The sequence below is a fragment of the Pontibacter sp. CAU 1760 genome (assembly GCF_054482735.1).
The window spans coordinates 377090-390774 of the sequence record NZ_JBTLRL010000001.1 but is presented as its reverse complement, the minus strand read 5'-3'; the positions used below and the strand labels follow the sequence as shown (position 1 = coordinate 390774).

Genomic DNA, 13685 nt, shown 5'->3' with positions numbered 1-13685 from the left:
GATGTAAGTTGAAATGGCAATTATACAGGTTTATACCTACTGCCACGGCAGCAGTTCACCGGTAGCATACCTCTTCTCATAGCGTTGACTTCCCATACCCAGCCGTTGGTCTGCTGCTTTTTTAGTAATTTCGCCCGCTCATTAGAGATATATACATGCATTCATACAGACAACTCTTCGATTTTACCCAAGAAGTATTCCTGCACATGGGCTGCCCTCCAAAAGATGCCAAACTGGCTGCCGAAGTTCTTTTAGAGGCTGATTTGCGCGGTGTGGACTCACATGGGGTGGCTCGCCTGAGCGGCTATGTGCGCCTTTGGGAAGCCGGCCGTATCAACCCGAAGCCTCAAATGCGCATTGTGCACGAAACCCCGAGCACGGCCACTGTTGACGGCGATGCCGGCCTGGGACTTGTGATTGCCCCTAAAGCCATGGACATTGCTATTGAGAAAGCGGAAAAAGTAGGTACTGGCTGGGTATCTGTCAAGAACTCAAACCACTTCGGCATTGCCGGTTACCATGCTATGGAGGCCCTGTCTTCAGACATGATCGGGATTGCCATGACAAATGCCTCTCCCCTGGTAGCCCCCACTTTCTCCACCGACCGCATGCTAGGCACCAACCCGATTGCCGTGGCCATACCTACCCAAAACCAACCACCCTTCGTCGCCGACTTTGCCACGGCCTCGGCTGCAAACGGCAAGCTGGAGATTTTGCAGCGCAAGGAGAAGAAAGCCCCCCTCGGGTGGATACAAACCAAAGAAGGCGCTCGCACCACCAACGCCAACGAATTGAAAGAAGGTGGCGCGCTTTTACCGTTAGGCAGCGACAAGGTACACGGGAGCCACAAGGGGTATGCGCTCGCCTCTATCGTAGACATTTTCTCGGCAGTATTATCTGGTGCCAACTATGGCCCCTGGGTACCCCCTTTCGTTAGCTTCCTGCCTGTGGCGGATAACCTGCCCGGCGAGGGTATCGGGCACTTCCTAGGTGCCATGCGCATCGACGCCTTCCGCCCCGCCGATGAATTTAAGGCCCACATGGATAACTGGATTGCCACATTCCGCAACGCCAAGGTGAAAAAAGGACAGAAGGCCGTGCTGATACCTGGTGACCCGGAGCGTGAGATGACCCAAAAGCGTCTGAAGAAAGGCATTCCGCTATTGCCGCCGGTAGAGCGCGACCTGGAGCAACTGGCAAAGCGATTCGGTATAAAGCTGTAGGCGCCATGGCTCAACGCTTCACTGCAAAGTTTTTTACCCGGATTGGTGTTGGCTCGGCCAACCGCAGCATCCTAATGATGGTGCTGGCATGGCTCCTGAATGTGCTCTGGCTGGGCCTCAATTACTTCTGGCACTTTGCGTCGGTGGAGGTGTTGCTGGGTATACCTGTTTTGCTGCTCATATACGCATTGCTTGCCCTGCTGGCCTATACCTATTGGGGCGTGCGCGACGTGCAGGAAAAAGACGCCCCCTATGCCAACGTGATGGTGGGCGTTATTGTGGCCGTAACGCTTCTCTACTTCAACTTCAACCTGCTCCAGTTTGTACTCGGCGTAATTCAGTAACAATAAGGTAACGTGACCTCGGAAACAGCATTAGGTTTACCTACTTCGGAGGAGTATAGTTTAGCCGGAACAAGGCAAAATGATTCCCAGTTTTTCCGGGAGGCACCTTGTAGATTTCCGGTGCCACGTGAGTGGCAGCCGTTAGGCAGGAAATGTACACAGTGCCGAGCGGGAAAACGCGCCCCAGCGGGCGTGGAGCGCAAAACAAGCTATGACAACAAGGAGCTTCGAGTTTAAAACAACCGCTTGATTTACGATTTCAAGTTAAGGTATAAAAGCAAACATCCCGCTGCCAGTTTATCTGATAGCGGGATGTTTGCTTTTATACTTGTAAGGTAGCTTACTCTATTTTTTTACCAGACATCGCCTTCTTGATAGAGATCTGCATCACGCGTTCTGCGAACGGGCTTGTCTGCGCTTCCAGCACGTCCACGGCACCGTAAATCGTGTCTTTATCGCCACCGGCAGCCAGCACGTCTTTCAGGCTTTGCAGGTTTTTGCGGGTCAGGGCAATCTCCTCTTCTGTCAGGTGCTCGCCGTTCTTCTCCACAAAGCGCTCTACCTGGTATAGCATCTGCTCGGCGGTGCTGCGGGCCTCGATCTGCATCCGGGCTGTTACGTCGTCTTTTGCGTGCGTGATGGAGTCCATCAGCATCTGCTCTACCTGCTCGTCTGTCAGGCCATACTGTGGCTTCACCTCTACTTCCTGGCGCGTGCCAGAGCGAAGCTCCACTGCCTCTACCTTCAGGATACCGTCCGCGTTCAGGATAAAGTTTACATCTACTTTCGGGAAACCAGCGGGCATGGCAGGTATACCCTTCAGGTCGAACTCGGCCAGTTTGCGGTTCTCCTTCACGATGTCGCGCTCCCCCTGGAAGACGGATATCTTCATGTTCACCTGTCCATCCACCGAAGTGGTATACTGGCGTCCGGCTTTGGTCGGTATCTTGGAGTTTCTCGGGATGATGGGGTCCATCAGGCCACCCATCGTTTCGATGCCCAGTGTGAGCGGCGTCACGTCCAGCAGCAGGATGTCCTTGCGGTTACCCGCCAGGATATCGGCCTGAATGGCTGCGCCGAGCGCTACCACCTCGTCCGGGTTAAGGTTATTATTGGCGGGCTTGCCGAAGAACTCTGAAACGGCCTCGTATACCATCGGCACACGCGTAGAGCCTCCCACCATGATCACGGCGTCAATCTGCTCCGGGCTGAGTTTTGCATCGCCCATTGCCTGGCGGCAGCTTTCAATGGTTCGGGCTACAATTGGGGCAATCAGGGCCTCGAAGGTATGGCGCTCGATATGGCACTCCATGGTGCCGTTGATGTTGCTGGTATATACTTCCTGCGTGCTCAACGCTTTCTTGGCTTCCTCGGCTTTCAAGCGTAACTCCTGCGACAGGTTTTTGTCCTGGTTCACGGTGTCTGCAATCAACTCGTTCTGCTGTATCCAATAGTTGATGATGGCACGGTCGAAGTCATCGCCGCCGAGGTAGGTATCCCCATTGGTAGACAGCACCTCAAAAATTCCCTGATGGATGCTCAGGATGGAAATGTCAAACGTACCGCCCCCCAGGTCATATACCGCCACGGTCTTCTCCTCGTTCGGGTCGATGCCGATGCCGTAGGCCAGTGCGGCCGCTGTGGGCTCGTTTACGATGCGTAGCACCTCCAGCCCGGCCAGTTTTCCGGCGTCGCGGGTAGCCTGGCGCTGGGAGTCGTTGAAGTAGGCGGGCACCGTGATCACGGCGCGGTTCACAGGGGTTTTCAGGGCATGCTCGGCCCGCTCGCGCAGTTCGCGCAGAATGTCCGCCGACAGCTCTATCGGAGAATAGAACTTATCCTGCACCCGGATCTTCACCAGCCCTTCGCTGTCATCATCGATGATCTTATACCCAAAGTAGTCCTTGTGCTCGCCAAGGTCTTTGTAAGATTTGCCTAGCAGGCGCTTGACAGAGTATATCGTGTTTGCCGGATCGGAGATCAGGTAGTCTTTTGCCTCGGTACCTACAATCGTCTCGCCGTTCTGCGTGAAGTGCACCACCGACGGCACGATGGTACCGCGCCCCTGGTCGTTAATGGCGATGGGTTTCTTGTCTTCAGGATGGATGTAGGCCACCAAGCTATTGGTCGTTCCTAAATCTATACCTACTATTACTTCTGCCTGCTGAAGCGCACCAGTAGAAAGGTTTATTGCAACTTTTGCCATAGTATCTTTAATTACGTGAGGCCGCCGCTATACAGCAACAGCACATAGCACAAAGTTACAAATAATTTGGGGAGGGATTTGTTTAACGGGTAAGCGGATTGCCGCCTCTATCATTCAAGAGGAGTTGAAGGGAAGTGTATGGCAGGAAACACTGCATTTGAGATTAAATGAACCTGAAAGCAAAAAGTGGAGCAGTAAAGTAACCTACTGCTCCGCTTCTTGACTTTTACAATCCTTGTTCGTCGGCGCTTGGTCCGTAGCTACCAGGAATAGGGATGTTCAGTAGGCGCAGGTACACGCCTAATTGGGCCCTGTGGTGTATGGTTTGCGCCAACGCATGGCGAATGGTCTCATATTTCGATAAGGTCATGTACACCACCTCGCCATTCTTTAAGCTCCAGGGTTCCTCCAGTTGCTCCTCTGTTGCCTGTGCCATGTCTTCTTTGGCTTTCGCCAGGTTCTTTTCGAAGAGCGCCAACAGTTCCTCGGTGCTGCTTGCATTTCCAGGATTGTATGGGCTAGTTGCAAAATCAAGTTCGTCGGTGGTAACGGCTAAAGTAATCCAGGTAGGCAAGTCGGCAATGTGCAGCGCGAGGTCTTTGACAGGCATGCTTTTGGCGTGTGGTTGCCAGTCATATTTATCGTTAGGCACGATGGCCAGCATGTTGCGGGTTCTCTCTCCTTCTTCGTCTATTTCCTTCAGAAGCTTTTGAATGATTTTCATAGAGTTACTCTGGTTTTGTTGAGAAGCAATATTAACTAATTAAATTAGCATTAAATAACGCAATTAGCAATAAGATTTAGCGAAATACTGCTGCAAATGAAGCAAAGGCAGGTATGAAATAGCAGCCGCTGTTAGAATAGGTTACTCTTCCTCTTTCGCCACAATAATAAACACATCCTCATTCGGGCGTTTCATCAGGTATTTCTCGCGGGCGAATTTCTCAAGCAGTTTGGGGTCGCTCATCAGTTCTTTCCGGTCTTTCTGCACCTCCTCCATCTTTTCCAGGTAATGCTCTTTCTCCTCTTCCAGGTTGCTGAGTGTTTTGTTCATCTGATACTGCGTGATGAAGTCGTTCGAGTCAAAGAAGAGCATCCATACCAAAAACAGGAAAGAGGTGATAAAGTAGAAATTCCGGAGGACTTTGGGGATGCGCTTATACATACTGGTAAGGCTAAAAAGGTCTTATACAAAAATAAGGCTGTGAGTCAGATAACCCACAGCCTTACCAAGATTTATTTTATACCGTATGGTATTTCTAGAATTTTCTGCCCGGGAAGTAAGCTACCTCGCCTAGTTCTTCCTCGATACGGATCAACTGGTTGTACTTGGCCATACGGTCAGAGCGGGAAGAAGAACCTGTTTTGATCTGTCCTGTGTTCAGGGCAACAGCAAGGTCAGCGATTGTGTTGTCTTCTGTCTCACCAGAACGGTGGCTCATTACGCTCTTATACCCATGGCGACGGCCCAGGTTAATGGCGTCAATCGTCTCCGTCAGGGTACCAATCTGGTTTACCTTGATCAGGATAGAGTTAGCCACCTTCTGGTCGATACCTTGCTGCAGGCGCTCTACGTTCGTCACAAACAGGTCATCGCCCACCAACTGGCACTTATCACCAACCTTGTCAGTCAACTCTTTCCAGCCTTTCCAGTCATCCTCAGCCATACCATCCTCGATCGAGATGATCGGGTATTTGTTTACCCACTCATTCCAGTAGCTCACCATGTCAGAAGAAGACAGCTTATCGCCAGTAGACTTCTTGAAGTGGTAAGTGCCAGAAGAAGCATCGTAGAACTCAGAGCTAGCGGCATCCATCGCGATCATCATATCGTCGCCTGGCTTGTAACCAGCCGTCTCAATAGCCTGCAAGACAACCTCGATCGCCTCTACGTTCGAAGCGATATTCGGAGCAAAGCCGCCCTCATCCCCTACGTTCGTAGAAAGGCCTTTCTTCTTCAATACGTTCTTCAGGTGGTGGAACACCTCAGAACCCATGCGCAGTGCCTCAGAGAAAGAAGTAGCACCTACCGGCATGATCATGAACTCCTGGAAGTCGATGGCGTTATCCGCATGGCTACCGCCGTTCAGGATGTTCATCATCGGAACAGGAAGCGTGTTAGCGTTTACACCACCCACATAACGGTAAAGTGGCATATTCAGCTCCTGGGCGGCAGCACGGGCAATCGCCAGCGATACACCAAGGATAGCGTTAGCGCCCAAGTTGCCTTTGTTGTTAGAGCCATCCAGCTCAATCATCAGCTTATCCAGCAGGTTTTGCTCGTATACCTGGAAACCGATCAATTCTTCGGCAATTTTCTCGTTCACGTTCTGCACTGCCTGCAGAACACCTTTGCCCATGTATTTGCTTTTGTCGTTGTCTCGTAGTTCTACTGCCTCGTGCACACCTGTGGAGGCGCCAGAAGGAACAGCAGCACGTCCAAGCGCGCCATATTCGGTAACAACATCTACCTCTACAGTAGGATTTCCTCTTGAGTCGAAGATTTGTCTGGCTTTAATGTCTGTGATTAAGCTCATGGTTCGTTTTAACTATAGTTTTACTTGATTTTACTTTTTTCTAGCAGGGCGATGAAATCATCGAAAAGATATTCTGAGTCGTGGGGCCCTGGCGAAGATTCGGGGTGGTACTGCACCGAGAAGGCAGGCTTCGTCTTCATACGAATTCCTTCGATGGTATTATCGTTTAGGTTGATGTGGGTGACCTCAACCTCAGGGTGGTTACGGACTTGCTCTGCATCTACCACAAAACCGTGGTTCTGACTCGTAATTTCAGAGCGGCCTGTCATCAGGTTCTTAACAGGGTGGTTTAGGCCGCGGTGGCCATTGTGCATTTTATAGGTAGCAATGCCATTGGCCTGCGCCAGCATCTGGTGGCCCATGCATATCCCAAACATCGGTTTCTCCTTTGCCAGGATTTGCTTCACACTGTTCACTGCGATGGTCGTAGCCGCAGGGTCGCCGGGGCCATTGGAGACAAAGTACCCGTCTGGGTTCCATTTCTCCATTTCCTCGAAAGGTGTGTCATAAGGGAAAACCTTCACCTCACAACCACGCTCCAGGAAGTTTCTCAGGCTGTTGCGCTTCACTCCCAGATCTAGCACAGCTACCCGGAACTTTACCTCCTCCGGCTTGTGCTCATAGGTAGCAGGCGTACTTACCTTCGATGACAGCTCAAGGCCAGCCATGGAAGGGACCTCTGCCAACTTCTTACGCAACTCATCCAAGTCTGTTGTTTCAGAAGATACAATGGCATTCATGGCGCCTTTATCACGTATATGGCGCACGAGGGCACGGGTATCAATCTCGCAGATACCTACCACACCAGCTTTTTCAAAATAATCCTGTAGCGAACCTTCCGCAGTTTTACGTGAGAAACTGGATGAAAAATCTTTACAAACCAGACCACTAATCTGCAATCTGTCTGATTCAACCTCACCGGATTGCACTCCATAGTTTCCCACATGCGAAACCGTTGTTACAACCATCTGACCGAAGTAAGAGGGGTCTGTAAAAATTTCCTGGTAACCGGTCATCCCAGTATTAAAGCAGAGTTCGCCACCGGAGGTACCGATGCGGCCTAAGCTTCTACCTTTGTAAACGGTGCCATCTTCTAAAAGAAGTATCGCTTCTGTTGACGTTTGCTTTTTCATAATGCTGATTTGTTACAAAAATAAAAAAGGGACACGACTTTCGTCATGTCCCTTAGAAATATTTACAAATAATACTTACTGAGCATCTTTTGTCTCGTTAGTAGAGTCAGAAGATTCGGCAGGAGCCTCAGTAGCGTCGGCGGCAGGTGCAGCAGCTTCCTTCGCAGGAGCAGCAGTCTCTTCCGTTGCAGGAGCAGTAGTTTCTGCGGTAGTAGCAGCGTCCGTAGACTTCTTGCCACCACGACGACGAGTTTTCTTAGCACCGCCAGCAGTAGTAGTATCTTTCGCCAGCATATCCTCGTTGTAGTCTACCAACTCAATCACACACATTTCTGCGTTGTCACCCAGTCTGTAGCCGGTTTTCAGGATACGGGTATAACCACCCGGTCTGTTGGCAATTTTAGCCGATACCTCATCAAAAAGCTCTTTAACAGACTCTTTGTTCTGCAGGTAAGCAAAACAAGTTCTTCTCGAGTGAGTGGTATCGTTTTTAGATTTGGTCAGAAGAGGCTCTACGTATTTACGCAGCGCTTTCGCCTTGGCAACCGTTGTAGATACGCGCTTGTGCAGGATAAGCGATGATGCCATATTCGACAACATTGCCTTGCGATGCGAAGCAGTTCTTCCTAAGTGGTTGATTTTTTTACCGTGTCTCATTGTATTTGATTGTGCACGTGCATACCGTCGATCAACCCAACCGGGGATCGGGAATTATGCCGTAGATTAATTAATCTTCTTCTAATTTATACTTAGAAAGGTCCATGCCAAAGGTTAAGCCTTTCTCATCAACCAGGTTCTCTAACTCAGTCAACGACTTCTTACCGAAGTTGCGGAACTTCATCATGTCAGCGATGTCTAACTGTACTAAGTCGCCCAACGTCTTGATGTCGGCAGCCTTAAGGCAGTTGTAAGCGCGAACAGAAAGGTCCATATCCTGAAGAGAAGTCTTCAGAACTTTACGCATGTGCAGCAACTCTTCGTCTACAGCCTCCTCTTCTTCAGGCTTGGCAGTTTCGAAAGTCATTGTGTTGTCAGAGAACAGCATGAAATGCTGAATCAGGATGTTGGCCGCACCTTTCAATGCATCTTCGGGATGGATAGATCCATCCGTCTGAATGTCAAGAACAAGCTTTTCGTAGTCAGTTTTCTGCTCTACACGCGTGTTCTCCACACTGAATTTCACATTTTTGATAGGTGTGTAGATGGCATCGATAGAGATCTGACCAAATACTTGCTCCGCTGGCTTGTTCTCATCAGCAGGAACGTAACCACGTCCTTTCTGAATGGTAAGCTCAACTTCGAAGTTGATGCTTGGGTCCAGGTGGCAAATGACCAGCTCTGGGTTCAGCACTTCGTAGCTTGAGGTGAACTTGTTGATGTCACCAGCTTTGAATGTATCTTGACCACTGAGGTTAACAGTGATTTTTTCATCTAATACTTCGCTTATTTTCTTAAAGCGAGCCATCTTCAGGTTAAGGATCACATCAGATACATCCTCAACCACCCCTTCAACAGACGAAAACTCATGCAATACACCACCAATACGGATGCTTGTGATAGCATATCCTTCTAATGATGAAAGAAGAATTCTGCGCAAAGCATTACCGATGGTTACACCGTAACCTTTTTCAAGCGGCTTGAATTCAAATAAACCATGAAAGTCGTCGGCTTTTTCCATCACAACTTTCTCTGGCATTTGAAATGCTAATATTGACATACTTGCAGTGTTAAAGGTTAGAAATTGATTATGCTGCTTACTTAGAGTAAAGCTCGACGATCAGCTGCTCCTGGATTTTCTCAGGGATCTGATCTCTTTCAGGTGTAGCGATGTACTTACCTGACATCTCAGAAGCATTCCACTCTAACCAGCTGAACTGACGCGCATTGCGAACAGTCAGGGAAGTAGTGATAGCCTCTAAAGACTTAGATTTTTCTCTAACTGCAACCACATCACCAATTTTCAGGCTGACAGAAGGTATGTTCACGATCTCACCGTTCACAAGAATGTGCTTGTGCAGCACAAGCTGACGGGCAGCTCTTCTGGTAGGGGCGATACCTAAACGGTAAACAGTGTTATCAAGTCTAGACTCAAGTAACGCTAACAGGTTCTCACCAGTGATACCACCTTTTCTATGGGCTTTCTCAAAGATGTTAGCGAATTGCTTCTCTAAAATACCGTAGATGTATTTAGCCTTCTGCTTTTCCGCTAACTGAACAGCGTATTCAGACTGCTTCTTACGACGGCCACGGCCGTGCATCCCTGGAGGGTATGCTTTCTTTTTTAGTGCTTTGCTAGGACCAAAAATCTCTTCGTTGAATTTTCTGGAGATTTTGCTCTTAGGACCAGTATATCTTGCCATTTCTTAATTTTAATTAGATTAAACTCTTCTGCGTTTTGGAGGACGACATCCGTTGTGCGGTAGAGGCGTTACATCTTTAATAGAAGTAACTTCAATACCAGTGTTCTGTACAGTACGGATAGCAGATTCTCTACCTGCACCCGGTCCTTTTACAAAAACCTCAGCCTTGCGCATACCTAAGTCATAAGCAACTTTGGCACAATCGCCGGCTGCCATCTGAGCAGCATACGGAGTGTTCTTTTTAGAACCTTTGAAGCCCATTTTACCAGCAGAAGCCCAAGAAATAACCTGGCCTACGTTGTTGGTTACTGATATAATGATATTGTTGAAAGAAGCCTTGATGTGCACCTGTCCTGTTGATTCAACAACAACAACGCGCTTTTTAGCTTTGTCTTTTCTTTTTTGAGCCATGATTAAATATTATTTAGAAGCTTTCTTCTTGTTTGCAACAGTCTTACGCTTACCTTTTCTAGTGCGAGAGTTGTTCTTAGTACGCTGTCCACGTACTGGCAAACCCTTACGGTGTCTCAAGCCTCGGTAGCTACCAATGTCCATAAGACGCTTGATGTGCAATTGCACCTCAGATCTTAGAACACCTTCAGTTTTGTGCTCACCTGCAATAATATTTCTGATCTCACCGGCTTCGTCTTCTGTCCAGTCTTTCACCTTTTTGTCAAGATCCACCCCGGCTTGCTGAAGAATTTTTTGCGATGAACTGCGACCAATACCGAAGATATAGGTCAATGCGATTTCGCCTCTTTTGTTATCCGGAATATCTACTCCTGCGATTCTAGCCATACTAATTTAATTATCCTTGTCTTTGTTTATATCTTGGATTCTTCTTGTTGATAACATACAGCTTACCCTTGCGACGGATAATCTTGCAGTCAACACTTCTCTTTTTAACAGATGCTTTAACTTTCATTATTATTATTTATATCGGTAAACAATTCTGCCTTTGGTCAGGTCATAAGGAGACATCTCTAGCTTCACTCTATCACCAGGTAAAATCTTGATGTAATTCATGCGCATTTTACCAGAAATATGAGCAATCAACTGATGACCGTTTTCAAGCTCAACTCTAAACATGGCGTTAGACAGAGCTTCAATGATAGTTCCGTCTTGTTCTATGGACGACTGTTTTGCCATTTATGATTTGTTTGCTTGTTCTATATAATCAAATGTTGTTAAAATCTCAGCTTTGTCTTTTCGCACTACCACAGAGTGTTCAAAGTGGGCAGCAGGTTTATGATCTTTGGTACGAATTGTCCAGCCATCATCCTCCTGCACAATCTGCCTGGCTCCTAAGGTAATCATAGGCTCAATAGCAAGAACTAAACCTTCCTGCAACTTTGGCCCTTGACCACGTCGGCCATAATTAGGCACTTCCGGCGATTCGTGCAAGTTACGACCAATCCCGTGTCCAACCAACTCTCTAACAACTCCAAACCCCTGAGCTTCGGCATGCTGCTGCACAGCAAAACTAACATCACCCATTCTGGACCCAACCACAGCCTTCTCAATACCTTTGTAAAGAGACTCTTTTGTAACTTTCAATAATGCCTGAACTTCATCAGACACATTACCCACCGCGTGCGTATAAGCACAGTCGCTGTGGAAACCCTGAAAGTAAACTCCTGCATCAACAGAGATTACGTCTCCATCGTTCAAAGTATACTCACTAGGAAAGCCATGCACTACAGTTGAGTTAACTGAAATGCATAGGCTAAATGGAAAACCGTTGTAATTTTTGAAAGAAGGCTTCGCCCCATTGTCACGGATAAACTCTTCCGCTCTTTTATCTAGGGTAAGGGTAGAAACCCCTTCATTTATTAGACAAGCAATTTCGCCATGTGCTTTGCTTAATATCAAAGCACTCTGGCGAATTAGCTCAATTTCTTCTTCTGTTTTATATATGATCATTAGGATGCTAGGGCGATATTCTCTGTTCTGCCTCTAAGCTTACCTGACTTCATCATGCCATCGTAATGCCTCATCAACAGGTAGCTTTCTACTTGCTGCAAGGTATCGAGTACTACACCCACCATGATAATCAGGGATGTGCCTCCGAAGAATTGCGAAAACTCTCTGGTTACACCCAGTAGCATGGCTATAGATGGGAAGATTGCTACAAGCGCTAAATAAATAGCACCCGGAAGTGTAATTCTGGTTAGGATCGCGTCGATATACTCTGATGTTGCCAAACCTGGCTTAACACCTGGTACGAATCCACCGCTACGCTTCAGATCATCCGCGATCTGATTAGGGTTTACACTGATCGCGGTATAGAAATACGTAAAGACCAGGATAAGCAAACCGAACACCAGGTTGTACTGCCAAGACGTAAAGTCAGAGAAAGTAGCCCCGATATAGTTAGCCGTCTCGTTTGAATCCGCCCAGATAGAGGCAATCATGGAAGGCAGGAACATAAGCGACTGCGCAAAGATGATTGGCATTACACCGGCTGCGTTTACTTTAAGAGGTATAAACTGGCGCTGACCGCTGTACAGAGAGCTTCCGCCCACCTGCTTGGCATACTGCACCGGAATGCGGCGGATAGCCTGGGTTAACATCACCACAGACATTACCACAAAAAACAGAACAAACAGTTCAAAAAGGAATAAGAGGGCACCGTTTAATTGCTTCGAAAGTCCTTCTGCCACTATAGCGCCAGGGAAGCGGGAAACAATACCGATCATGATCAGCATGGAGATACCGTTACCGATACCTTTGTCTGTAATCTTTTCACCTAACCACATACAGAAGATGGTACCCGAAGTGAGCACGATCATGGATGTGATGGTGAATAATGTTTGGCTGATCACGATAGCCTCGGCATTGATGGTGGCAACGAAGCCGACTGCCTGGGCTAACGTGATAACAATGGTAAGAACTCGGGTGATTTGGTTGATTTTCTTTCGACCAGATTCACCCTCCTTCTGCATTTTTTGGAAATAAGGTACGGCAATGGTCAGAAGCTGCAATACAATCGAAGCCGATATGTAAGGCATTATACCTAATGCAAAGATTGATGCATTACTGAATGCACCTCCAAGAAACGTATCTAACAAACCAAACAGGCCACTTGTGTTAGCCTGTAACAGGTTTGGATCTACACCAGGTAAAACAACAAAAGAACCAAGTCTAAAAATTGCAATAAAGAAAATCGTATTCAGGATTCGCACCCTGAGGTCTTCAATTGCAAATATGTTCTTAATAGTTGTTATAAACTTCTTCATACCGAACGATTAAAGCGCTACTGTTTTACCGCCTGCTTTTTCAATGGATGATGTTGCAGTGCCAGAGAAAGCATGGGCGTGGATTTCTACAGCCTTGTTCAATTCTCCTCTGCCTAATATTTTAACTTTGTCATTCTTCTGAACCAGACCGTGCGCCTTAAAGAACTCAAAGTTCAATACAGTTTCGCTGGTTGAATCGACTAGTGACTGGATGATATCTAAGTTGATAGCCTTATACTCAACACGGTTGATGTTTTTGAAGCCATACTTAGGCACACGTCTCTGAAGTGGCATCTGACCACCTTCAAAGCCGGATTTCTGTGAGTAACCAGAACGTGATTTAGCACCTTTGTGTCCGCGTGTGGATGTACCACCTCTACCGGAACCAGTACCTCTACCAATTCTCTTTCTGGTCTTTACAGCACCCTCTGCAGGTTTTAAAGATTGTAAGTACATTATTGAAAGTCTTTAACTTCTACTAGATTATGAACCTTTTTTACCATACCAGCAATCTGAGGAGTATACTCAACAGATACTGATCTGCTTATTTTTCCAAGACCCAAAGCTTTGATAGTAGCCTTCTGGTCTTTCGGACGGTCAATGATACTTTTGACCTGAGTGATAGTTACTTTAGCCATTTCAA

Annotated in this window: 18 protein-coding genes; 2 read left to right on the top strand and 16 right to left on the bottom strand. The window is 47.6% G+C overall.

Features of this window, described 5'->3' with window-relative positions:
• The first annotated feature begins 155 nt into the window (after window positions 1–155).
• On the top strand, window positions 156–1223 hold the full coding sequence (locus tag ACXYMU_RS01755) for an Ldh family oxidoreductase (protein WP_458984617.1): 1068 nt from the start codon (window positions 156–158) through the stop codon (window positions 1221–1223).
• A 5-nt stretch (window positions 1224–1228) separates the two neighbouring features.
• Entirely contained in the window at window positions 1229–1567 is a 339-nt protein-coding gene (locus ACXYMU_RS01750; protein WP_458984616.1) for a hypothetical protein, read from the top strand.
• A 340-nt stretch (window positions 1568–1907) separates the two neighbouring features.
• On the opposite strand, the gene dnaK is transcribed toward ACXYMU_RS01750, so the two are convergent.
• The 16 genes from dnaK to rpmD form a co-directional block, all read right to left on the bottom strand.
• Window positions 1908–3773, bottom strand: a complete 1866-nt coding sequence (gene dnaK, locus ACXYMU_RS01745) for a molecular chaperone DnaK (protein WP_458984615.1) — start codon at window positions 3771–3773, stop codon at window positions 1908–1910.
• 226 nt (window positions 3774–3999) lie between these two features.
• Entirely contained in the window at window positions 4000–4497 is a 498-nt protein-coding gene (locus ACXYMU_RS01740; protein ID WP_458984614.1) for a DinB family protein, read from the bottom strand.
• Window positions 4498–4638: 141 nt separating this feature from the next.
• Window positions 4639–4938 (bottom strand): FtsB family cell division protein, encoded by a 300-nt coding sequence (locus tag ACXYMU_RS01735; RefSeq protein WP_458984613.1) that lies wholly within the window; start codon window positions 4936–4938, stop codon window positions 4639–4641.
• Between the two features lie 94 nt (window positions 4939–5032).
• Window positions 5033–6310: a phosphopyruvate hydratase gene (gene eno, locus ACXYMU_RS01730; RefSeq protein ID WP_458984612.1), complete on the bottom strand. Its 1278-nt coding sequence runs from the start codon at window positions 6308–6310 to the stop codon at window positions 5033–5035.
• Between the two features lie 20 nt (window positions 6311–6330).
• Window positions 6331–7443, bottom strand: a complete 1113-nt coding sequence (gene carA, locus ACXYMU_RS01725; protein WP_458984611.1) for a glutamine-hydrolyzing carbamoyl-phosphate synthase small subunit — start codon at window positions 7441–7443, stop codon at window positions 6331–6333.
• A 75-nt stretch (window positions 7444–7518) separates the two neighbouring features.
• Complete coding sequence (gene rplQ, locus ACXYMU_RS01720; RefSeq protein WP_458984610.1) at window positions 7519–8100, bottom strand: 50S ribosomal protein L17; 582 nt, start codon at window positions 8098–8100, stop codon at window positions 7519–7521.
• Between the two features lie 70 nt (window positions 8101–8170).
• Window positions 8171–9160 (bottom strand): DNA-directed RNA polymerase subunit alpha, encoded by a 990-nt coding sequence (locus ACXYMU_RS01715; protein WP_458984609.1) that lies wholly within the window; start codon window positions 9158–9160, stop codon window positions 8171–8173.
• 37 nt (window positions 9161–9197) lie between these two features.
• The gene (rpsD, locus tag ACXYMU_RS01710) at window positions 9198–9803 is read right to left on the bottom strand and encodes a 30S ribosomal protein S4 (RefSeq protein ID WP_458984608.1); all 606 of its coding nucleotides are present in this window, start codon (window positions 9801–9803) and stop codon (window positions 9198–9200) included.
• Window positions 9804–9821: 18 nt separating this feature from the next.
• Complete coding sequence (gene rpsK / locus ACXYMU_RS01705) at window positions 9822–10214, bottom strand: 30S ribosomal protein S11 (RefSeq protein WP_161890014.1); 393 nt, start codon at window positions 10212–10214, stop codon at window positions 9822–9824.
• 9 nt (window positions 10215–10223) lie between these two features.
• Complete coding sequence (gene rpsM, locus ACXYMU_RS01700; RefSeq protein ID WP_458984607.1) at window positions 10224–10601, bottom strand: 30S ribosomal protein S13; 378 nt, start codon at window positions 10599–10601, stop codon at window positions 10224–10226.
• Between the two features lie 10 nt (window positions 10602–10611).
• Window positions 10612–10728, bottom strand: coding sequence for a 50S ribosomal protein L36 (gene rpmJ, locus ACXYMU_RS01695; protein WP_045688470.1), 117 nt, complete (start codon window positions 10726–10728; stop codon window positions 10612–10614).
• Window positions 10729–10733: 5 nt separating this feature from the next.
• Window positions 10734–10952: a translation initiation factor IF-1 gene (infA, locus tag ACXYMU_RS01690; protein ID WP_241643240.1), complete on the bottom strand. Its 219-nt coding sequence runs from the start codon at window positions 10950–10952 to the stop codon at window positions 10734–10736.
• On the bottom strand, window positions 10953–11726 hold the full coding sequence (map, locus tag ACXYMU_RS01685) for a type I methionyl aminopeptidase (RefSeq protein ID WP_458984606.1): 774 nt from the start codon (window positions 11724–11726) through the stop codon (window positions 10953–10955). It lies immediately after the preceding gene.
• Window positions 11726–13042: a preprotein translocase subunit SecY gene (secY, locus tag ACXYMU_RS01680; RefSeq protein WP_458984605.1), complete on the bottom strand. Its 1317-nt coding sequence runs from the start codon at window positions 13040–13042 to the stop codon at window positions 11726–11728. Before secY ends, map begins: the two co-directional genes overlap by 1 nt.
• Before the next feature lie 9 nt (window positions 13043–13051).
• Window positions 13052–13498 carry a 50S ribosomal protein L15 gene (gene rplO / locus ACXYMU_RS01675; protein ID WP_458984604.1) on the bottom strand — a complete coding sequence of 149 codons (447 nt, stop codon included), beginning with the start codon at window positions 13496–13498 and terminating at the stop codon, window positions 13052–13054.
• A complete protein-coding gene (rpmD, locus tag ACXYMU_RS01670; RefSeq protein WP_458984603.1) occupies window positions 13498–13680 on the bottom strand; it encodes a 50S ribosomal protein L30 in 183 nt (60 codons plus the stop codon). Before rpmD ends, rplO begins: the two co-directional genes overlap by 1 nt.
• Window positions 13681–13685: the final 5 nt, after the last annotated feature.

Excerpts from the sequence above, each read along its gene's own strand:
- ACXYMU_RS01755 (WP_458984617.1), top strand. The coding sequence starts at position 156 with ATGCATTCATACAGACAACTCTTCGATTTTACCCAAGAAGTATTCCTG.
- ACXYMU_RS01750 (WP_458984616.1), top strand. The coding sequence starts at position 1,229 with ATGGCTCAACGCTTCACTGCAAAGTTTTTTACCCGGATTGGTGTTGGC.
- dnaK (WP_458984615.1), bottom strand. The coding sequence starts at position 3,773 with ATGGCAAAAGTTGCAATAAACCTTTCTACTGGTGCGCTTCAGCAGGCA.
- ACXYMU_RS01740 (WP_458984614.1), bottom strand. The coding sequence starts at position 4,497 with ATGAAAATCATTCAAAAGCTTCTGAAGGAAATAGACGAAGAAGGAGAG.
- ACXYMU_RS01735 (WP_458984613.1), bottom strand. The coding sequence starts at position 4,938 with ATGTATAAGCGCATCCCCAAAGTCCTCCGGAATTTCTACTTTATCACC.
- eno (WP_458984612.1), bottom strand. The coding sequence starts at position 6,310 with ATGAGCTTAATCACAGACATTAAAGCCAGACAAATCTTCGACTCAAGA.
- carA (WP_458984611.1), bottom strand. The coding sequence starts at position 7,443 with ATGAAAAAGCAAACGTCAACAGAAGCGATACTTCTTTTAGAAGATGGC.
- rplQ (WP_458984610.1), bottom strand. The coding sequence starts at position 8,100 with ATGAGACACGGTAAAAAAATCAACCACTTAGGAAGAACTGCTTCGCAT.
- ACXYMU_RS01715 (WP_458984609.1), bottom strand. The coding sequence starts at position 9,160 with ATGTCAATATTAGCATTTCAAATGCCAGAGAAAGTTGTGATGGAAAAA.
- rpsD (WP_458984608.1), bottom strand. The coding sequence starts at position 9,803 with ATGGCAAGATATACTGGTCCTAAGAGCAAAATCTCCAGAAAATTCAAC.
- rpsK (WP_161890014.1), bottom strand. The coding sequence starts at position 10,214 with ATGGCTCAAAAAAGAAAAGACAAAGCTAAAAAGCGCGTTGTTGTTGTT.
- rpsM (WP_458984607.1), bottom strand. The coding sequence starts at position 10,601 with ATGGCTAGAATCGCAGGAGTAGATATTCCGGATAACAAAAGAGGCGAA.
- rpmJ (WP_045688470.1), bottom strand. The coding sequence starts at position 10,728 with ATGAAAGTTAAAGCATCTGTTAAAAAGAGAAGTGTTGACTGCAAGATT.
- infA (WP_241643240.1), bottom strand. The coding sequence starts at position 10,952 with ATGGCAAAACAGTCGTCCATAGAACAAGACGGAACTATCATTGAAGCT.
- map (WP_458984606.1), bottom strand. The coding sequence starts at position 11,726 with ATGATCATATATAAAACAGAAGAAGAAATTGAGCTAATTCGCCAGAGT.
- secY (WP_458984605.1), bottom strand. The coding sequence starts at position 13,042 with ATGAAGAAGTTTATAACAACTATTAAGAACATATTTGCAATTGAAGAC.
- rplO (WP_458984604.1), bottom strand. The coding sequence starts at position 13,498 with ATGTACTTACAATCTTTAAAACCTGCAGAGGGTGCTGTAAAGACCAGA.
- rpmD (WP_458984603.1), bottom strand. The coding sequence starts at position 13,680 with ATGGCTAAAGTAACTATCACTCAGGTCAAAAGTATCATTGACCGTCCG.